The following is a 20,233-nucleotide window of genomic DNA, read 5'->3' on the forward strand; positions in this document are numbered from 1 at the left end:
ACTTCCCTTTCCCAGACCTGAGATCGGAGTGCCCCATGACCACGTCCGACGTGCGTCCCGGCCCGCTCGCCGTGGGCGGCGGCCTGTCCCCGGCCGCCCGGCGCCTGCTGGAGCAGCGGCTGAGCGGCCGGTCCGGCAACCGGGACGACGGGCCGGCCCGGGTACGGCCCCGCCCGGACCGGATCCCGCTGTCCGCCGCACAGCAGCGCCTCTACTTCCTGGACCGGCTCGACCCCGGCGCGCCCACCTATCTGCTCCCCGCGGCCTGGCGGTTCACCGGCCCGCTGGACGTGCCCGCCCTGCGCGCGGCCGTCGCGGACCTGGTCGCCCGGCACGAGCAGCTGCGCGTGGTCTTCCCCGAGCACGAGGGCGTCCCCTGCCAGCGCGTGCTGACCGCCGACGCCGCGGTCCTGGACGTGACCGAGGCGTCCGCGCCGTCCGGCGAGGAGCGGGAACGGCTCCTGACCGCGGCCGTGCACGCCGTCGCCGTACGCCCGTTCGACCTGGCTCGTGAACCCGCCTTCCGGGCCACCCTCGTGCGCGCGGCCGACGACGACCACGTGCTGGTGCTCGGCATGCACCACATCGTCTCCGACGGCTGGTCCCTCGACCTCCTCGTCCGCGACCTGACCGAGCTGTACCGGGCCAGAACGGAGGGACGCGGCCACCGGCTGCCCGAACTGCCCCTGGACTACACCGACTACGCGATCTGGCAGTGCGACGCCGACCGGTCGGCCGCGCTCGACCACTGGCGCACCCGGCTCGCCGGACTCGCTCCGCTGGAGCTGCCCACGGACCATCCCCGCCCCGACACGCCCAGCCGTCTCGGGGCGGCGCACCGCGTCACCCTGCCGCCCGCGCTGACCGCCGCACTCGCCGCGCTGGGCCGGAGCGCCGGCACCACGCCCTACATGACGGTGCTGGCCGCGTTCCAGGCCGCGCTGGCCTTCCACAGCGGGCAGCACGACATCGCCGTCGCCACCGTCGTCGCCAACCGGGAGCGGGCCGAGACCGAGCAGCTCGTCGGCTTCTTCGTCAACACCCTGGTACTGCGCGGCGACTTCAGCGACGACCCGACCCCGGCCGTGCTGCTCGCCCGCACCCGGGAGACGGTCCTGGAGGCGTTCTCGCACCAGTCGGTGCCGTTCGAGGAGGTCGTCGACGCGCTCAGTCCCGAACGCGACCTCACTCGCAACCCGCTCACCCAGGTCCTCTACACGCACACCGAGACCGGAGCGTCCGGCATCAGCCTGGGCGGGATCCGGGGGGTGCCGTACCCGATCGACCTGACCACCGCGAAGTTCGACCTCACCCTCGATCTGCGCGACGGCGACGGACGCACCGACCTGGTGTTCGTCTACCGCCCCGACCTGTTCGAGGAGACGACCGTCGCCGCCCTCGCCCGGCACACCGTGGCCCTGCTGGAGGCGTTCTGCGCCGGGCCCGACACCCCGCTCAGCGCCGTCGACCCCCTCACCCCCGCCGAACGCGCCCATCTGCTCGGGCCCGACGGGCCCGCCCGCGCCGGCCACGACGACGCCTGCCCCGCCCCGCGCACCGCCCCCGACCGCCTCACCGACCACATCGCCGCCACGCCCCACGCGCTCGCGGTCAGCGGATCGGGACGCGCCCTGACCTACGCGCAGCTCGATGCCGAGGCGTCCGCGCTGGCCCGCAGGCTGCGCGCCGCCGGCATCACCCGCGGCTCGCTCGTCGGCGTCTGCCTCGACCGCACCCCCGACCTGGCCGTGGCCCTGCTCGCGGTGTGGCGAGCCGGTGCCGCCTACCTGCCCCTGGACCCCTCCCACCCCAAGGCCCGCCGCGAGTTCAGCGTCACCGACGCCGGCGTCGACTGGATCGTCACGGACACCGCCACCCGCGCCACCGTCGACGATCTGCCCGTGCGGGTGATCGTGCTGGACGCGGACGACGACCGTGCACCGGAGCAGAGCGGCGACATCCTCCCGGATCCCGACGACCTCGCCTACGTCATCTACACCTCCGGCTCCACCGGCCGGCCCAAGGGCGTCGAGATCACCCACGGCAACCTGGCCTGGCTGCTGGGCGCCGCCGACCGGCACTTCGACTTCGGGCCCGCCGACGTCTGGACGCTGATGCACTCGCCCGCCTTCGACTTCTCCGTCTGGGAGTTGTGGGCGCCGCTCACCAGCGGCGGACGCGTCGTCGTCCTCACCGCGGAGGAGGCCCGCGATCCGGCCGCCGTGCACCGGGTGCTGCGCGAGGACCACGTCACCGTCCTCAACCAGACACCGGCGGCCTTCAAGGGACTGCGCGCCCACCTGAGGGACACCGGCGCCGACTTCACCGGCCTCGCCCTGCGCACCGTCGTCTTCGGCGGCGACGCCTTCGACGTGCGCGACTACCGGGACTGGTTCACCACCCCGGGACCGCGGCCCGCGCTGGTCAACATGTACGGCATCACCGAGACCACCGTCCACGTCACCATCCGCACCATCACCGAGCACGACGTCGACGGCGCCACACGCTCGCCCATCGGGCGCCCGCTCGCCGGACAGCACGGCTACGTCCTCGACCCCTGGGGCCGGCTCGTCCCGCCCGGCAGCATCGGCGAGCTGTACGTCTCCGGCGGCGGCGTCGCCCGCGGCTACCGCAACCGGAGCGAACTGACCGCCGAACGCTTCCTCGACGACCCCTTCGGCGCGCCCGGCACCCGTATGTACCGCACGGGCGACCTGGTCCGGGTGCTGCCCGACGGCCGGCTCGGCTACGTCGGCCGCGCCGACCACCAGGTGAAGATCCGCGGCTACCGCATCGAGCCGGGCGAGATCGAGACCGCCCTGCGCGTCCTGCCCGGCGTCAGGGACGCGGCCGTGGTCGCCCGCCGCGACGGCGACACCGCCCGGCTGGCCGCCCACGTCGTCACACCCGAGGGGCGCCCCCTCGACCCGCCCGCACTGCGCGAGGGACTCCGGCTCACCCTGCCTGACTACATGGTCCCGGCGCTGTTCGTCCGCCACGACCGGCTGCCCCTGACGGCCAACGGCAAGGTGGACCGCGCCGCGCTCGCCTCCGTGCGGCCGGACCGGGCCGGACAGCGCGCACACGTGCCGCCCCGGGGACCGGCCGAGCAGGCCCTGGCCGGCGTGTGGAGCCAGGTCCTCGGCGTCGAGCACGTCAGCCGCACCGACAACTTCTTCGACCTGGGCGGCGACTCCATTCTGGCGTTGCGCCTGGTCGGCCTCGGCCGTCTCGCCGGGCTGGGGTTCACCGTCGCGGACGTCTTCCGCTCCCGCACCCTGGCCGCCCTCGCCACGCTGGTCCGCAACGCCGGGGACACCCCGGACCCGGTGGCCCCCTTCTCCCAGCTCGACCCCGCCGACGCCGACCGCCTGCCCGAGCAACTCGCCGACGCCTACCCGCTCACCATGCTCCAGGCGGGGATGCTGCACGAGATGCTCGCCGACCCCCGGCGCGGCGCCTACCACAACGTCACGGACCTGAAGATCACCGTCCCCGAGGGCCTCGACCTCGACGCCTTTCAGGCCGCCGTGGACGCGATGGTCGCCGGACACCCCATCCTGCGCACCTCCGTCGACCTCGTCTCCTACCGCGAGCCCCTCCAGCTCGTCCACCGCAGCGCCCACCTGCCCGTCGGCTACACGGACCTGCGCGGGCTGCCGCGCGAGGAGCAGCGGGCCCGGCTGCGCGCCTTCGTGGACGCCGAGTTCGAGCGTCGCTTCGACCTCGCCGCAGCCCCCCTGGTGCGCATCCACCTCCACCACGTCACCGACCACGACCTGCGGCTCGTCCTCACCGACTGCCATGTCGTCCTCGACGGCTGGAGTCTGACCTCCCTCGTCGCCGACCTGCTGGCCCTGCACCGCGAGGCCGTCGCCCACCGCACCGCCCCGCAGCCGCCGGACTCGCCCGCCTTCGCCGAGTACGTCGCCCTGGAGCGGGCCGCCCTCGACAGCGAGGAATCACTCGGGTACTGGCGCGACCGGCTCGCCGAACTGCGGCCCGTCACCCTGCGCCGGCGGCCCGCGGGCGAGGCCGGCGGCGAGCCCCCGGTACACGAGGCACGGCGCTCCTACGCCCATCTCGCCGAACGCATCGGCGCCCTGGCCAAGCAGGCCGGCGTCCCCCGCCGGACCGTCCTGATGACGGCCTTCCACCACACCATGAGCCTGTTCGCCGACCGGGACGCGGACGCCGCCGGCCACAGCATCGGACTGGTCACCAACGGGCGTCCCGAAGTGCCCGGCGCCGACCGGATGCGCGGACTGTTTCTGAACACCGTGCCGTTCGGCGTGGCCCGCCCGCGCGGCAGCTGGCTGTCCTATCTGCGGGACGTCTTCGCCGCCGAGCAGGAGATGATGCCGCACCGCAGGGTCCCGCTCGTGCGGATCGCCGCGTTGCGGCCCACCGAACCGCGCCTGACGGACACCGTCTTCAACTACGTCAACTTCCACCGGCTCTCGCACGAGTCCTGGGACGACTCCCTGGAGATCGCCCGGACCATGTTCCCGCTGCTGGTGAACGCGAGCGTCAACGCCTTCACCCTCGACGCGGACCCGGAGTTCGTCGCGCCCGCCACCGCGGAGCAACTCGCCGACGTCTACCGCGCGCAGCTGGAGGCCATGGTCGCCGACCCGCACGCCCCCGTCACCCGGCCCGCGCTCACCGGCCGGGCCCGGACCATAGCCCTCGACGTCTGGGCCCGGGGACCGCAGACGCCCTCCTCGCCCCTGCTGCTCCACCAGCACATGGCCGAACACGCCCGGCGCACCCCGCACGCGGTCGCCGTCGAGCACAGCGGATGGCAGATGACGTACGCCGAACTCCAGGAGCAGGCCGAACAGCTCGCCCGACGACTGCGGCGGCTCGGGGTGGGCCCGGAGACCGTCGTGGGCATCTGCGCGCAGCGCGGCCCGGACCTGGTGCGCGCCGCCTTCGGGGTACTGCGCTCCGGCGGGGCCTTCGTCCCCCTCGACCCGCAGCACCCCGCCGAACGGCTTGCGTTCATGGCCGAGGACAGCGGGATGCGGGTGCTGCTGACCCAGCGAGCGCTGGACGGGACGGTGCCCTTCGACGGACCGGTGATCCACCTCGACGAGCCCGCCGCGCCCGTCGGGCCCGTGCCGGGCCGGGAGCCCGACGCCGACACCCTCGCCTACATCATCTACACCTCGGGCTCCACCGGCACCCCCAAGGGCGTGGCCATCCCGCACCGCGGCCTGTCCAACATGATCGAAGGGCAACGCGATCTGATCCGCCCCACCCCCGGCGACCGCGTGCTGCAGTTCGCCTCCTTCGGTTTCGACGCCTCGATCCTCGAACTGACCTGGTCCCTCGCCAACGGCGGCCGGCTCGTCACCGCGCCCAAGGACGACCTGCGCCCCGGCCCCGACCTGGCCCGCACCCTGCGCGAGGCCCGCGTCACCGGCGCCATGCTCCCGCCCAGCGCCCTCGCCGTGCTCGGCGGCGACGACTTCCCCGACCTGCGCGTCCTCCAGGTCGCCGGCGAGGCATGCCCCGCCGAACTCGCCGACACCTGGTCGCGCGGCCGGCGCTTCCACAACGTCTACGGCCTCACCGAGACCTCGGTGTGGTCCGTCGCCGCGGAACTTCGCCCCGGACAGGGCCACCCGCCCATCGGCACCCCGATACGCAACACCCGCATCCACGTCCTGGACGACGACCTCCAGCCCGTCCCGGCCGGCGTACCCGGCGAGATCCACCTCGGCGGACAGGCCGTCGGCCGCGGCTACCTGGGCCGGCCCGCGCTGACCGCCGCCACCTACGTCCCCGACCCCTACGGCGCCCCCGGGGAACGGCTGTGCCGCACCGGCGATGTGGGCACGCACCGGCCCGACGGATCCGTGGAGTGGCTCGGCCGCCGCGACGCACAGGTGAAGCTGCGCGGCTTCCGCATCGAACTCGGCGAGATCGAGCACGCGCTGCGCCGCCTGCCGGAGGTGAGCCAGGCCGTCGTCCTGCACCGCACCGACCTGCCCGGCGGCGAACCGGCCCTCGTCGCCTACCTCGTCGTCCACGGGCCGGGGCGGCCCACCTCCGAGGAACTCCGCGGCGCGCTGCGGTCGTCGCTGCCCGCCTACATGGTGCCCGCCCGGTTCGTCCTTCTCGACGAGATGCCCGTCAACCGCAGCGGCAAGATCGACAAACGTGCGCTGCCCCTGCCGCCGACCGAACTGGAGCGCGCCGACACCGGGTACGCCGCCCCGTCCACCCCGGCCGAGAAGATCCTCGCAGAGATCTGGCGCGACGTCCTCGGACTGTCCCGGATCGGCGTCCACGACGACTTCTTCCGCATCGGCGGCAGCTCCCTGTCCACGGTCCGGGTCTCCCTGATGGCCGCGGGACGCGGTCTGCCGGTGTCGGTGGGCGACCTGATCGAGTATCCGACCATCGCCCGGCTCGCCGAGCACGCAACCAGGGCGGCCGGCGACGGCCTGCCCGCCGTCGTGACCTCCGAGGTGAGGCTGCGCGAGGGCACGGGGGAGCCCCTGTGGTGCGTGCACCCCACCGGAGGCAGCGCCGCCTGGTTCGTCCCGCTCGCCCGCGCCCTGCCGCCGGGCCGGCCCGTGCACGCCTTCCAGGCGCGCGGGCTGCTCGGCGGGGTCGACCCGAGCACGGTGACCGGTATCGCCGCCAACTACGTCGCCGAGATCACCGAACGCGGTGGCACCGGCCCGCACGCCGTGCTCGGCTGGTCCATGGGAGCCAACATCGCCCTGGAGATGGCCACCCAGCTCCACCGGGCCGGACACACCGTTGCGCCACTGGTGCTGATCGAGCCGTATCTGCCCAACACCGCCGCGAGGGAGCGTCTGAACGGCGTCACCGCGGACCTGCGCGAGGCCCTGCGCCTGCGTGACCGGCTGCGCGGCATGCCGCCCTCCCCGCAGCGCGAGCGGGCCACGGCCGAACTGACCGCCACCCTGCTGGGCGCGGGCATGAGCCCGGCCGAGGCGGCCCTGGTCGAGGGGGCCCCGATCGAGGTGTGGCACTCCCTGCTCGCCGCTCTGGCCGCCTACGAGGTCCGCCCCTACCCCGGCCCCGTGCACCTCGTCGTCGGCAGCGAGGCCGCCGGGCTGCCCCGGGGCCGCACGATGCCCGGCCTGGACGTCGACTACGACACCTATGTCGAGCGCTGGCGCGCGGTGGCCGGCGGCGGGCTCACCCTGCACATCAGCGACGGCGACCACATGTCGATGATGGCCGAGCCCCGGGTGGCCGAGATCGCCGAACTGCTCGTCACGATCCAGGCAGGAGACCTGCGATGACCGCCCCCGCCCCCGCCTTCGCCGAGCGCTACCTGCTCGCCGCGGACATGATCTCCGACCCGTACGAGCACCTCGACGCGCTGCGCGACCACGCGCCGGTGCACTGGAGCCCCCTCCACCACGCCTGGCTCGTCACCGGCTACGACCAGGTGATGCGCTGCCTGCGCGATCCGGCCGTCTCCGCCGACCGGGTACGCCCCCTGATGGACGCCGTGCCGCAGGGCGCACGCGAGGACGCCGAGCGCGCCTTCACGATCCTGTCGCGCTGGATGGTCTTCAACGACCCGCCGCGGCACCGCGGGCTGCGGCAGGTCTTCCAGGAGGCGTTCGCCGCCCGCGCCGTCGCCCGCTACCGCTCCTTCAGCGAGAAGGCGACCCGCGCGGTCCTTGCCCGCGGCGCCGTCCCGGGCCGCGACGGCGACCTCATGGCCGACGTCGCCAAGCCCCTGCCCGCGCTGGTGTTCGCCCGCTGGCTGGGCATCCCCCGCACCGACGCGCCCTCCTTCTGGTACTGGAACGCCCGCGTCGCCGACCTCGTCCTGGGCACCGCCCAGGAGGAGAGCGAGTACCGGGCCTCCCTCCAGGCCCTGGTCAGCCTGGAGGGCTACCTCGCCGCCCTCGTCGCCCGCCGCCGCGCCGAGCCGGGTGACGACCTGATCAGCCAGGTCCTGCGGGAAGGCCGGGTGGGGGAGTCGGTCAGCGAGGAGGAGTTCGTCGGGATGCTCACCCAGATGGCGTTCGCCGGCGGGGAGACCACCAGCAACCTCATCGCCAACACCGTCCTCGCCCTGCACACCCGGCCCGACCAGCTCGCCGCCGTGAGCCAGGACCCGGACCTGGCGCAGGGGGCGGTGGAGGAGACCCTGCGTCTGGACGGCCCGTCGAAGATGTCGATACGCACCGCCGCCCGCGACCTCGACCTCGACGGCCGCACCCTGCGAGCCGGCGACCGGATCTTCCTGGTCACCGCCGCCGCCAACCGCGACCCCGCCCGCTTCCCCGACCCCGGCCGGTTCGACGTCCGCCGCAGCGGCGCCACCCACCTCGGCTTCGGCTTCGGCGCGCACTTCTGCATCGGCGCCGCACTGGCCCGCCTGGTGGCGGTGGCCGCCGTGCGCACGCTGATCACCGAGCGCCCCGGTCTCACCCTGGCCGGACCCGGCCGGCTGAGGTGGCAGCCCTCCCTGCTCAACCGCAGCCTCACCGCCCTGCCCGTCCGCTACTGACCGGACCTCCGCCCCCCGTACGACGAAAGGCACATGATGGCCACCACCCTCGCAGGCGCCGGTCCGCGGCTGTGGACCCCCGCACGCCACCGGCCCTTCCGGCTCCTGTGGCTGGGACAGTCGCTGTCCCTGCTCGGCGACGGATTCAGCGTCGTCGCGTTCTCCTGGATCACCCTCTCACTGACCGGCTCCACCCTCACCCTCGGCTATGTGCTGGCCTTCCAGGCCGTACCCCGAGCGCTGCTCACCCTGGTGGGCGGCACCCTCGGCGACTCCTGGTCCACCCGCACCCTCATGGTCGCCTCCAGCTGGGCCCGGGCCACGCTGATGGCGGCCGTCGGCATCACCGGTCTGACCGGTCATCTGACGGTGTGGATGCTGTGTGCCGCCGCCGCCGCCTTCGGCGCGGTCGACGCCTTCTTCCAGCCCGCCCGCGTCTCGATCCTGCCCTCCGTCGTGGACGAGGACCTGCTCACTCCCGCCAACGCGCTGCTGGGCGCGGGCGCGCGGACCGCCGCCGTCGTCGGACCGGCCATCGGCGGTGTGGCCATCGCCATGACCCGGGCGCCCGTCGCCTTCCTCGTCGACGCCGTCTGCTTCGCGCTGTGCGGCTGGTGCGTGGCGAGCATCCGCACCCGCCCGGAGGCGTCCCGCCGCAAGGCGTCCCGCCCCGCCGCGGAGAAGACGCGGGACCAGCCGTCGCTCGGCGCCCGCATCCGGGAAGGCGTCACCTTCACCTGGCGCGATCCCCGGCTGCGGACCGTCGTCGCCCTCGACACCGCCGTCAACTTCTGCTACGCCGGGCCCTTCACGGTCGGATTCGCCGCCCTCGCCGACGACGTGCTGCGTGGCGGCTCGGCCACGCTCGGCGTCCTCAACGGCGCCCTCGCCGGAGGCGCGGTGCTCGGCACGCTCGCCGGCGGCGCCCTCGGCGGCCGGCCCCGGGTCGGCCTGCTGGTGGCCGCCCTGGCCGGCTGGCTGGGCGCCGGGATGGCCGTCCTCGGCCTGCTGCACAGCACCCCGGCCGTCGTGGCGACCGTGCTCGTCATGGGCTTCGGCATCGGCTTCCAGGGCGTGTTCGGCCTCAGCTGGATCCAGCGGAACATCCCCAACGACGTCCTCACCCGGGTCGTCTCCGTCGACATGGTCCTCGGCTACGCCGCCGCCCCGCTGTCGCTGATCATGTGCGGCGCGTTGGCCCGGATCGACGCGCTCGCCCTGTTCGGGACGGTGGCCGCGGTGCTCGCCCTGACGGGTCTTGCGGTGCTCGGGTCCCGGGCGGTGCGCGAGATGAGATAGGGCCGGACGACAGGACCTAGGAGGTCCGGAAGGCGGCCGACCGAGCGCACAGATCCGCGCGGTTGGCCGCACCCGTCTTCGTGATGAGGCTCGCGATGTGCTTCTCCGCCGTGCGCGGCGAGATGAACAGCCGGTCGGCGATGTCCTTGTTGCTCAGCCGCTCCGCCAGCAGCCGGAACACCTCGAACTCGCGCACCGTCACACCCTGCGCGCGCAGCTCCTCGGGGATGCCGGTGGTGCCGGTGCGGTGCTGGTGCACCGGAGCTCCGAGCCGGCGCAGCCCGGCCCGGCAGGCGCCCGTGACGGCGGTGATGTCCCTCTCGTGGAAGTAGTGTTCGGCCCGTCGCAACCAGCCCACCGGATCACCCCAGCCGTCCCGGTGCGCCGCGTCCGCGATGAGCCGCAGCCCGAGATGCAGGGCCAGCGGATACGGCTGCGCCACCGCCAGCGCGGCCCCGACCGATCCGGCCGCCCGGGAGCCTGCGCCCTCCCGGCCCAGCAGCACCGCGTCGGCGAGCAGCACGAACTGCCGGTTCCAGCGCATCCGGGCCATGGCGGTGGCCGTGACCTCCTTGTGGCGGGCCCGGTCCGCGTCCCCGGCGAGCACGTCCAGCAGCAGGACGAGACCGTGGGTGCCGCTGAGGTGGTAGGTGGACGGGTTGTCTGCCTCCAGCGCCAGCAGCGTCCTGAGCTCGGCGCGCGCCAGGTCGCGGTCCTCCTCCAGCAGGGCGCAGAAGACGCGCGCCAGACCGAGGCAGAGCGGTTCCTCCTGCGAGCCGGCGCCGTCCCATTCGGCGAACGCGGTGAGTGTCGCCTCCATCGCCGCACGGTCCGCGCGGTGCGCCTCCAGCACGGCCTGCGCCATCAGGACGTAGCGCACGGCCGGGGCAAGGCGCAGCCGGCGTACCACCGACAGGCACTCGGCGGCGGCCGGCCGGGCCGCCCCGTAGGCGCCGCGCAGCACCGCGTCCAGCACGAGGATGCCGTCCACGGTGTGCACGATGTTCACCGAGCCGAGCCGCAGCGCCTCCGCACGGGCCGCCACCAGCCCCGAGGTGTCACCCTCGGCGAGCCAGGCGTTGCCGCCCATGCGGGTCGCCGCGTACATCCGCTGCAGGGGGAGACGGTGGCGTTCCGCCGTGGTGAGGGCCTGTTCGAGCATCGCCTGGGACTCCTCCGGGTCCCGCTCCCGGGCCACGGTGGCGAGCAGCTCCCGGGCCTGGCAGGCGACGACGGGCAGCGCGTGGCGCTCGGCGGTGTCGGCGGCCGAGCGGGCCAGCTTCTCCGCGTGCTGGGTGCGGTCCGCGCCCGGAGTGTCGAGGGCGAGGTAGGCGGCCGTCACGTCGACGGCGGCGGCCGTCGCCTCGTCCGGCGCGACCGCCAGCACTTCGCGGGCGCGGGCGACCTGCCGGTTGCCGTCGCTCCATCGTCCCGCCGTGTGGGCGACCTTGGCCAGCCGCGTGTGCAGGGTCGCCAGGCGCACGGGGCTCAGTCCCGAGCCGCCCAGCGCGTGCAGGTCGTCGGCCAGGTCGAACGCGCGGGCGAAGTCACCGGCCTCCGCGAGCGCCGGCAGCAAATTCTCCAGGACCGCGGCCCGCATCTGCGGATCGTCCGCGTCGGAGAGCAGGCTCTCGGCGCGGCTGAGCAGGGTCACGGCGGACCCGAGCGCGCCCGCGACCAGAGCCCGGCCGCCGGCGTCCGCGAACAACCGTCCCGCCTCGAGGCGGTCCCCGGCCTCGCTGCGCAGCCCGGCGGCGAGCGCGCACCAGCCGTCGCCGAGGCCGGGGTGGAGCTCCTCGACGGCCTCCGCGCCCCGCCTGGCCAGATCCGCTCGCCGGCCCGGCGTCATCTGCGTGAACAGCGCATCCACGGTGAGGGAGTGGCGGAAGGAGTACCAGTCGGGCGCCGGCTCGTCGGGGACCACCAGGCGGGCGGCCACGCCCGCGTGCAGATGACTGAGCAGGGCCCGGTCGTCGACGCCGGTCATGCGCTGCAACACGGTGAGCGGGAAGCGGCGTCCGAGGACCGCGGCGGCCGACAGCAGCGTCAGCCCCTGGCCGCCCAGCCGGTCGATACGGCGCAGAATGCCGCGGGCCAGCGTCGAGGAAACGTCGCGGCGTGGATCGCCCACCGCCCGCCAGCCCTCCGGCCCCTGCACCAGGGTGCCGGCCCCGATCATGGACTGCAGCAGTTCCTCGACCAGGTACGGGCTGCCCGCGCTGTCATCCCACAGCCGTTCCAGGACCTGTGCGGGCACCTCGTTTGGCCCGTCGACGCCGAGCTGGGCGCAGACCATGTCGTGCACCTGGGGCCGAGACAGGGGCTGGAGGTCGACCAGGGTCGCGGCCCCGCGGCGGCGGGCAGACTGCGCGAGGTCCAGGGCGTCACTGAAGTCCGTCCGCACGGTGGCCAGCAGCAGCACGGGCGTGTACTCCAGGTTGTCCACCAGGTACTCGAGGACGCCGAGCGTCTCGGGGTCGGCGTCGTGCAGATCCTCCAGCAGCAGCAGCTGGCCCCGCCCGCGCCCGGCGGCGATGAGCAGACGCAGTACCGCCTCGCCCAGGATGACCATCGAGCTGCTCTCACGTTCCCCGGTGTCCCACTCGGGTATCAGCCGTCCCAGGACCGGCCGGTAGGGGCCGAGGAGGGGATCGTCCGTCGGCTCGCCGCCGCGGAACAGCGACATCAGCGCCTCGGTCAGGGGACGGAACGGCACGGCGGGGCCTGTGGTGCTGCTGCGGCCGCGCAGGACCCGCATCCCGTGGCCGAGCGCACCGCCGACGGCTTCCGCCGCGAGCCGTGACTTGCCGACGCCGGCCTCGCCCACGAGGAAGTGGACACCACCGTGTCCCTGTCTCGCATCGGCCATGGCGCGTTCGAGAAAGGCGAGTTGGGGATCCCGCCCGACCAGAGAAGGCGCGTGGGAACGCATGAACGCAGATGATAATGCGCCTTCCCGGGCCCGCGGCAGATCGCCTGGGCCGGACACCCCTGCGACCGCGTCGGCAGCGGCGCAGGAGTACGGAGGCGCAGGAGTACGGCGGCGCGGACCGGGCCGATCCGCGCCGCACCCGAAGTACGGCGTCGCAAAGGTCAGTTCGGCGCGGAGACCGAGGTGTCCATGGAGGACAGCGTGATGACGATGCCGCTGGTCAGGACCATGCCGGCGAGCACGCGGGCACGGGCGCAGGCCCGGTTGCGGCCCCGGAGTCTGATCCCGCCCGCCGCGTCCTGCTCGTCGGCGGCGGTCTCGGTTGCCTCGGCGGCGGTGGCGGTGAGGTTCTTGTCCATGACGGTGATCCCCTTCTGGTGTCCCGTGCGGCGCACGGGGTCGGAGGTGGAGGTGCCGTGCCGGTGTGCGGTGAGCTCGTGCAGGTCGGTTCGTGCAGGTCAGTCGCGGGGGTGATCGAGGAACAGGACGGACGGGACGTTCGCGGGGTGGGCCAGGCGGAGCAGTCCGTAGCCGATGCCGGCGAGTCCGGTCAGCAGCCCGGGGGAGGGAACATGGTCGGGGGTCGCACAGCGGTGCTCCTGCGCCTCGACCACGGCGAGCACCCGGCCGGTGTCCCGGTCCAGGGCCGTGGCGGCGGTCGTGTCGCCCTGGGCGGCGAGTGCCGCCAGGGCATCCAGGGTGCCGAGTGCGCCCTGCCACAGGCTCAGGTCCAGGCCCACCTCGGTGTCCGCCAGCAGGTCCGCCGCGCGGGACAGGGCCGGCGTCGGGTGGCGTCGGGCGGGGGCGGCCGCCACTCCGGCGAGTCCCGTGGCCCACGACAGGTCCGCCGGGGCGGCCACCGTGTCCCGGAGCGCGGCGCCGAGAAGGCCGTGGGCGGCGGACTCGTGGCGGGCGGCGCGCCGGGGCCGCAGGGCGGCGTAGCGCAGCAGCGCCCAGCCGATGCCCGCCGCGCCGTCCGCGAAACCGGGAGCCAGGTCTGCCGGGCCGCAACCGGCTGCGGACACGGTGGCCAGAAGCCGGTCCGCCACGCCGTCCGCCAGCCGCAGTGCCGAAGGATCGCCGGTCTGCTCGTGTGCCGCGACGGCGGCGGCCAACGCCCCGGCCGTCCCTCCGGCGAGCCCCGGATGACAGCAGGCCGCGGCGGCATGACCGAGCGCGGTGATCGCATCCGGCAGACAGGCCGTCAGATCCTCGTCCAGCAGGGCCGACAGCCGCAGCACGGCGTACACGATGCCGCCGAGCCCGTCGTAGGCGCCCGGCCCCGCGGCCGCGCTCAGTTCGGGGTCGCCGGCCAGGGCCTTGAGCACGGCCGCCAGGGGCCGGACCGCGCCCCGGGCGGGCGCGGCGTACCGGCCGGCGCCCGCCAACGCGTCCGTGTGGGCCAGGAACAGCGCCACCCCGCAATAGCCCTGCGCGAGACCGGCGCCCATCGGAAGCACCGCCCAGTGCGGTCCGGAGACCCGTTCCAGACCGAGCCAGTTGGTCCGGTCGCCGTCGCGTACGGTGCGGGCGGCGATCTCGTCGGCGATCCCACACGCGGCGGCCAGCAGCCGCGACGCATCGGGTACGACGGCCGGTGGCCGCCCCACGGCCAGCTCCGACCTGGGCCGGGGTGACGGCGCGGCGGCGTCCCGGGTGGCCAGCGTCGCGGAGATGATCCACTCCTGGTCGTGGCAGTCGACCTCGTCCATACGGGCGATCTTCGCGAACACCGATGCCAGACTCGCCACCCCCAGCACCTCGGGCACCCAGGTGCCGTTGTCCGCCAGGACCCCCGTACCCGACGGCACATGCGCGAAGAGCGGGATGTCACCGCGCCACAGGGCGGCGGTCTCGTGCTCGACGAGCCGGCTGCGTGCCTCATCGTGCTCGGACTCGCTCCACAGCACGGCGAACACGCCGTCCCGGGCGAGCGCGTCGCCGAGCAGCGACGGGTGGACCGACTCCTCCAGCAGCGTCGCGTACAGGCGGGTGGAGCGGACGATGAGCCGGGCCGGACGGTCGGCGCGGGTGGCCAACGGGCCTTCGTCGGAGAGCAGTTCACCACCGTGCTCGGCGATGGCCGCGTACGCGGTGCGGAACCCCTCGATCAGGGCCGCCCGGTGGTCGGCGTCCGTCAGAGGGCGGCCGGCGGGCAGCGGATGGTTCTGTGCGGCCGGGCTGGGCATCGGCGCCCGCACCGCCCGCATGGTGTCCCGGCCGCTGTCCTCCCAGCGCAGGCCCTCGCTCGGGTAGGTGCCGTCGGTGGACCGGCCGAGCGCGGAGATGTCGAGCGCCCCGTGTTCGCCGATCAGCAGGTGGGGCAGCAGGCAGGTGCGGTGTACGGAGGCGTGCAGGGCGTCCGCGGCCGGGTCCGCGCCCGCCGTCATGGCCTGCGCCAGCCCGGTGTGCAGCAGCGTCTCGGCGTCCACCAGGACCGGCTGGTCGCCGCACGCGATGACGTTCTCGTAGTGCATGTCGGCGCCGTCCACCGCGTACAGCAGCGCCAGCAGAGCCCCCTGGCGCCGGTAGAAGGCATCGGTCTCGGTCACCGACCGGCACCAGCGGTGCTCGACGAACTCCAGCCAGCCGTAGGCGTCGCGGCGCAGCGTGCGGGCGGTGCGCAGGGCGAGGCCGGGCACCCTCGCGTTGAGCCAGGCCGCCAAGTCGTCGAGCAGGGCGTGCTGGTCGAGCGGCCGGGGCTTGTAGACGAGCCGTTCGCCGCTGTCGAAGCGCAGCACCGCGACGGACCGGTTGCCCTGGTGGGCGTCCCCGCGGCCCAGGTCGGCCCCGGTGAGCGAGCCGGTACGGCGTCCGCCGAGGAGCCTGGCGGCGAGTTCCGCCCGGTCGGCCTGGAACCGCGCCGCCAGTTCGGCCGTCGCGGCCGTCGTGTCCAGCGAGGTCTGCCCGAGCATCCGCGCCAGCACCGGGTAGGCCGCGAACAGTGTGCGAAGGCCCCGCCGGGTGCCGGTGGCGGCGACGAAGGAGGCGAACCGCTCGCGCGGCCCGTCGCCCGCGAGGCGCCCCGCGCGCCGGGCCCGGTCGAGTTCATGGACCAGCGTGCGGGCCGCCTGCCGGACCAGCTGGTGCGTCAGCCGCCGCTCGAACGCCTCCCGCCACACCGCCCGTTCGGCTGCCGCAACCGGCGGCAGGAGGGCGGTCAGCCGGGCGGTGGCCGCGGCGACGAGCGGTCGTACGACCGGTGCGAAGGCGTCGGGCCCCTCGCCGCCGGCGCCCGGCCCGGCGGATTCCCCGGCGGGCGACTCCAGCACCGCTTCGACGAACCGGGCCCAGTCGGGCTTGGCGGCCCGGGCGGCCAGCCGCGCGGCTGGCTCCGTCGCCAGAGCCGCCGCCGTGGCCACGCCGACCCCGAGGCGGGCGAGCCGCAGGGCGAAGCCCTCCGGGTCCCCCACGGCCCAGGGCGCCGCGCCGGCACAGGCCGGTCCCGCGGGCGACTCGGGCAGCCCGGGGGCGGCGAGCCGTTCCGCGAGGGACAACGCGGGGGCCCACCACTCGGAGGGAAGCCCGGCGCTTTGGGGAGTCGGGAGGCTGGAGGTCTCGGTCACGGGAAAGAACGTCGCAGATCCCCGGTGGCCCCCACATGGGTAAGCGGCCCCCATATTCTGCAGCGGCCCCCACCCACCCCGGGGACGCGGCCCGGCTACCACCGCCCCGGAAGGACCCGAAAACGCAGCCGGGGCCCGCCTCGCCCCGACTCCGGGTACCCCCATGGCCGGGCGCCTGCGGCCCCCTACCCGGGCCCTTGCGCCGTACGGCCGCCCGGGGCGCGGCACGGCGCGGCGGAGGGCGGGGCAGGCGGGGAGGGGACCGGGTGGTCCGCGGGAAAGGTGGGGACCGGTTACCGATGCCCCCGCACCGGCGACGACGGCACGGTGGTGCCCACGTCCTTACCCCTGACCGCCCGAGCTGCTCACGACCGGGCGGACGACCTTCCTGGGAGCAGTAGATGGGAGCATCCGTACCCGTCGGCGTGTTCGCCCTCGACCCGGTGCTGGAGGCCGGCACCCGCACGACCCTGCTCGCCTGCCCGGAACTCACCGTGTGCGAGCCCGAGGACGCGCGGGTGGCCGTCCTCACCGTGGACCGGCTCGGCCCGGCCGAACTGGACATGGTGCGCACCATCCGCGCCCACCGTCACGGGCCCGCCGTCGTCCTGGTGGCCGGCACCCTGGCCTCCGGTGACGTCGTGCACGGTCTCGCCGCCGGTGCCCGGGGCCTGCTGCTGCGCCGGGAGGCCGACGCCTCGCGGCTGGCCCACGCGGTGCTGGCCGCCGCCCGGGACGACTGCACCCTGCCACCGGGCCTCCTCGACCAGATCCTTAACCGCCCCGCCGACGCCCGGCACGGCGGCGTCTGGGCCGACGGCATGCTGTCGGACCGGGAGCGCTCTGTCCTGCGGCTGGTCGCCGACGGGCACGAGACGGCCGAGATCGCCCAGCGGCTGAGCTACTCGCCGCGCACCGTCACCACCGTCGTGCACGACATCACCCAGCGGTTCCGGCTGCGCAACCGAGCCCACGCGGTCGCCTACGCGCTCAGGGCGGGCCTGCTGTGACCCCCGCCCTGACCGCGGCGCCCGCGGTGGTCCGCGTCCCGCCGGCACGCGGCGCGGACCAGGTCCGCGCCCTCGCCCGCCGCGCCGGACTGACCTGCGTGTTCGAGCCGGGCGACGCCGGGACCGTCACCGTGGTGGTCGCCGCGGACGCCGAACGGGCCCTGCGCCTCGCACCGGAGGCCGGACCGCTGGTGCTCGTGTGCGACACCGTCGGGCGCGCCGGCCGGCTGCTGGCCCTGCGCGCCGGGGCGGTCGTCCTGCCGGCCGCGGACCTCGCCGTGGAGACCCTGGCGGCGGCGGTGCGCCGAGCCGCACAGCCGCACCGCGGCATCCCCTACACGGAACTCGCCCATCTGCTGGTCCCCGGCCCCCGGCCCGGCGAGTCGGCGCCCACCGGCGGCAGGCCGGCCGCCCTGACCGGCCGCCAGTCGTCCGTGCTGCGCCTCATGGCCGACGGCCGCGCCAACGCGGACATCGCCCGCCTGCTGGGCTGCTCGGAACACACCGTCAAGAACGTCATCTACGAGATCATGGCCCGCCTCCAGGTCCGCAACCGGGCCCACGCTGTCGCCCACGCCGTCCGTCACGGCCTGGTCTGAGCCGGGGGGAGAGACGACGACGCGGGGGCGGGATGACGACGCGAGGGACGGGATCCATGGGCCGGGGATCCATGGGCCGGGGACCCACAGACGGGGGATCCACGGGCCGGGGATCATGCAGGACTCCCGTCCCCCGTCACCCCACGCGGTCCCGTCCGGACCCGGTCAGGAGGCCGCCGCCGGCAGCGACCGCGGTTCGAGCCGCTCCTCCACGACCCGCCCGCCGTCGCGACGCACCACATAGGCGGCCTTGCCGGGCAGCTCCGTCACCGCCTCGACCGGCTCGGTGCCCCGGTAGACCAGGCCCACCCCGTCGTCGGTGCAGTGGGCAGCCTCGAAGACGCCGTCGGCGACCAGCCGATGGATCAGCGGACGCCGGCCGGGGTCGGAGTCGTAGTGCACGCCGTTGCCGTACGGCAGCAGGCCCAAACCATCGGTCACCGGCCGCAGTTCGGGGCCGAACGAGTCCGTCGTGCCACCCTCGAACCAGCAGATGGAACCCGCGCTCACGCCGGCCAGCACCACTCCCGCCCGCCACGCGCGCCGCATCACCGCGTCCAGCCCGTGCACCCGCCACACCGCCAGCAGGTTGGCCACCGAGCCACCCATCACCCATACCACGTCGTGGTCGAGAACCGTGCCCTCGACGTCATCGACGTTCGGCATCGGGAACAACTGGAGCGGGGTGAGGTCGAACCCCGCCACCCGGGCCGCCTCGGCCACCCGCGCCGTGACGTGTTCCGCGTCGCCCACCGCCGTACCGACGTAGAGGATGCGCGGACGCCTGCCGTGCACGCCGGAGAGGTCGACCGCGTGGTGGACCAGGGCATCGAACAGCACCCGGGTGCGGGCGCCGACGCGATGGCCCCCCGAGGTGGCGAGGATGGTCGGCTCCGGAGCGGTCACGCGCTTGATCGTAACGTGGGAGGGCCCGCACGGGGTGTGGAAGCCGTGCAGACCGCTCCGGTTCGCAGGGCGGCAACGGAGGTGAGGGGACCGGCTTTTGAACCGGTCCCCTCACCGCTGTCCGCACGCTGTCAGGGCGTACGCAGGGCCACAGCCGCCGCGTAGCCGGCCGGGACCAGCACATCCCGCAGGGTCCACCCCGGCGACGGGACCCCCGGCAACGGACCGGTGCCCACGTAGTCCAGCGCCGGATTGCGCACCAGCCCGGTGCCGAGTCCCTTGAGGTACGCCTCCTTGCGCACCCAGGTCCGGGTGAACGCCGCCGGACGCTCGGGCGCGGGCAACCGTGCCAGCTCCTCCGCCTCCGCCACATGCAGCGCGGACTGCGCGCCGAGCATCGCCCGGACTTTGACCAGCCCCTCCACATCGACACCGACCGGGGCGGGGGCGAGCGCCACCATCACCAGCCCCCCGCTGTGCGACAGCGAGAAGTGCACCCCGGAGGTGCGCAGCGTCGGACGGCCGTGCGGTCCGCCGCAGCCCGCGCACGGCTCACGAGCCAGCGGCAGCGCCTGGGGGCGGACGCCGAGCAGCACGCCGAGCACTCCACGCAGAGCCGCGTGCGCGACCACGTAGGCATCGCGGTCCCGGTCGTGCCGGAAGGCCGCCGCCCGCGCCCGCTCCTCCGCGTCCAGCAACTCCCGGGCGCGCTCCAGGGCCTGTTCGTCCTGCGCGGCGACCTGGGCCAGATACAGCTCCAGCGGCTCCCGCAGCGGACGCGGACCCGGGACGTCCGTCCGGCGGCGCAGCCCGGACAGGTCCAGCACGGCCGGGCACAGCCGCTCCGGCGGCACCGGCGACGGCGGGGCGTGCGCCGACAGACCGAGGAGCCCGCCCGGTCGGCCGTCAGACATCTGCCCCGGCCAGCCGGCGGCGCAGGCTGAGCGGGCGCATGTCCGTCCAGACCGCGTCGATGTGATCGAGGCACTCCTGCCGGCTGCCGCGCCGTCCCTCCGGGTACCAGCCGGCGGGCAGCTCGCGGTCCGCCCGCCAGATCGAGTACTGCTCCTCGTCGTTGCGCACCACGAGGTACACCTCGTCGGTGCCCGGGCGGGACTCCTCGCCGTCCGCGCAGGTCGTGAGGTTGGGTTGCGTCACGGTGAACCTCCCGCAGGTGATGGAGCCGGCCACAGGTCAGGGGCCGACGGGGCCAGCGTGCCCGCGGGCGGCGGGACGGGGCAGGGCCGAACGCGCCGAGCCCGCGGCGCGCGTTGCTGCCGGATCTTCTCTGGTGGTCCACGGCCGCGGCGGGGGACCGTGCTGTCCGGCCGGGGCGCCCGGCGACCGGCGCGGCGGGCCCACCGTCCGGCCGGGCCGCGCGGCGGGCCGCGGAGCCCGGTGAAGCG

At 74.9% G+C, this 20,233-nt stretch carries 11 protein-coding genes; 5 read left to right on the forward strand and 6 right to left on the reverse strand.

The genetic code is table 11. The features are described from left to right. Positions 1 to 35 precede the first annotated feature (35 nt). The 3 genes from ACFSL4_RS13550 to ACFSL4_RS13560 are packed head-to-tail and all read left to right on the forward strand — an operon-like array spanning position 36 to position 9,814. Positions 36 to 7,289: an amino acid adenylation domain-containing protein gene (locus tag ACFSL4_RS13550; RefSeq protein ID WP_381082100.1), complete on the forward strand. Its 7,254-nt coding sequence runs from the start codon at positions 36 to 38 to the stop codon at positions 7,287 to 7,289. After that, on the forward strand, positions 7,286 to 8,515 hold the full coding sequence (locus tag ACFSL4_RS13555) for a cytochrome P450 (RefSeq protein WP_381082103.1): 1,230 nt from the start codon (positions 7,286 to 7,288) through the stop codon (positions 8,513 to 8,515). Before ACFSL4_RS13550 ends, ACFSL4_RS13555 begins: the two co-directional genes overlap by 4 nt. A 33-nt stretch (positions 8,516 to 8,548) precedes the next feature. Further along, on the forward strand, positions 8,549 to 9,814 hold the full coding sequence (locus ACFSL4_RS13560; RefSeq protein ID WP_381082106.1) for an MFS transporter: 1,266 nt from the start codon (positions 8,549 to 8,551) through the stop codon (positions 9,812 to 9,814). Between the two features lie 16 nt (positions 9,815 to 9,830). Here the strand turns inward: ACFSL4_RS13560 and ACFSL4_RS13565 are convergent, their stop codons facing one another. The 3 genes from ACFSL4_RS13565 to ACFSL4_RS13575 form a co-directional block, all read right to left on the reverse strand. Next, entirely contained in the window at positions 9,831 to 12,746 is a 2,916-nt protein-coding gene (locus ACFSL4_RS13565; protein ID WP_381082109.1) for a helix-turn-helix transcriptional regulator, read from the reverse strand. A gap of 161 nt (positions 12,747 to 12,907) precedes the next feature. Continuing rightward, positions 12,908 to 13,141 carry a hypothetical protein gene (locus ACFSL4_RS13570; protein ID WP_381082112.1) on the reverse strand — a complete coding sequence of 78 codons (234 nt, stop codon included), beginning with the start codon at positions 13,139 to 13,141 and terminating at the stop codon, positions 12,908 to 12,910. A 63-nt stretch (positions 13,142 to 13,204) separates the two neighbouring features. Beyond that, positions 13,205 to 16,312: a type 2 lanthipeptide synthetase LanM family protein gene (locus ACFSL4_RS13575; protein ID WP_381082114.1), complete on the reverse strand. Its 3,108-nt coding sequence runs from the start codon at positions 16,310 to 16,312 to the stop codon at positions 13,205 to 13,207. 401 nt (positions 16,313 to 16,713) lie between these two features. Between ACFSL4_RS13575 and ACFSL4_RS13580 the strand changes: the two genes are divergently transcribed. Together ACFSL4_RS13580 and ACFSL4_RS13585 are read left to right on the forward strand one after the other, a co-directional pair. Further along, positions 16,714 to 17,322, forward strand: a complete 609-nt coding sequence (locus ACFSL4_RS13580; RefSeq protein ID WP_381082117.1) for a LuxR C-terminal-related transcriptional regulator — start codon at positions 16,714 to 16,716, stop codon at positions 17,320 to 17,322. Then, entirely contained in the window at positions 17,319 to 17,921 is a 603-nt protein-coding gene (locus ACFSL4_RS13585) for a helix-turn-helix transcriptional regulator (protein WP_381082120.1), read from the forward strand. The genes ACFSL4_RS13580 and ACFSL4_RS13585 overlap by 4 nt, the downstream gene beginning before the upstream one ends. A gap of 165 nt (positions 17,922 to 18,086) precedes the next feature. Here the strand turns inward: ACFSL4_RS13585 and ACFSL4_RS13590 are convergent, their stop codons facing one another. From ACFSL4_RS13590 to ACFSL4_RS13600, 3 genes are all read right to left on the reverse strand, one after another. Continuing rightward, positions 18,087 to 18,827, reverse strand: a complete 741-nt coding sequence (locus ACFSL4_RS13590) for a Type 1 glutamine amidotransferase-like domain-containing protein (protein WP_381082123.1) — start codon at positions 18,825 to 18,827, stop codon at positions 18,087 to 18,089. 131 nt (positions 18,828 to 18,958) lie between these two features. Then, the gene (locus ACFSL4_RS13595; protein WP_381082126.1) at positions 18,959 to 19,741 is read right to left on the reverse strand and encodes a 4'-phosphopantetheinyl transferase family protein; all 783 of its coding nucleotides are present in this window, start codon (positions 19,739 to 19,741) and stop codon (positions 18,959 to 18,961) included. Continuing rightward, the gene (locus tag ACFSL4_RS13600) at positions 19,734 to 19,922 is read right to left on the reverse strand and encodes an MbtH family protein (RefSeq protein ID WP_381082157.1); all 189 of its coding nucleotides are present in this window, start codon (positions 19,920 to 19,922) and stop codon (positions 19,734 to 19,736) included. Before ACFSL4_RS13600 ends, ACFSL4_RS13595 begins: the two co-directional genes overlap by 8 nt. Between the last annotated feature and the right edge of the window lie 311 nt (positions 19,923 to 20,233).

It is taken from the genome of Streptomyces caeni (assembly GCF_042678285.1).
Lineage (GTDB): Bacteria > Actinomycetota > Actinomycetes > Streptomycetales > Streptomycetaceae > Streptomyces > Streptomyces caeni.

What these genes read in the sequence shown, in the direction of transcription:
- ACFSL4_RS13550 (WP_381082100.1), top strand. Translation starts at nt 36, where the DNA reads ATGACCACGTCCGACGTGCGTCCCGGCCCGCTCGCCGTGGGCGGCGGC.
- ACFSL4_RS13555 (WP_381082103.1), top strand. Translation starts at nt 7,286, where the DNA reads ATGACCGCCCCCGCCCCCGCCTTCGCCGAGCGCTACCTGCTCGCCGCG.
- ACFSL4_RS13560 (WP_381082106.1), top strand. Translation starts at nt 8,549, where the DNA reads ATGATGGCCACCACCCTCGCAGGCGCCGGTCCGCGGCTGTGGACCCCC.
- ACFSL4_RS13565 (WP_381082109.1), bottom strand. Translation starts at nt 12,746, where the DNA reads ATGCGTTCCCACGCGCCTTCTCTGGTCGGGCGGGATCCCCAACTCGCC.
- ACFSL4_RS13580 (WP_381082117.1), top strand. Translation starts at nt 16,714, where the DNA reads ATGGGAGCATCCGTACCCGTCGGCGTGTTCGCCCTCGACCCGGTGCTG.
- ACFSL4_RS13595 (WP_381082126.1), bottom strand. Translation starts at nt 19,741, where the DNA reads ATGTCTGACGGCCGACCGGGCGGGCTCCTCGGTCTGTCGGCGCACGCC.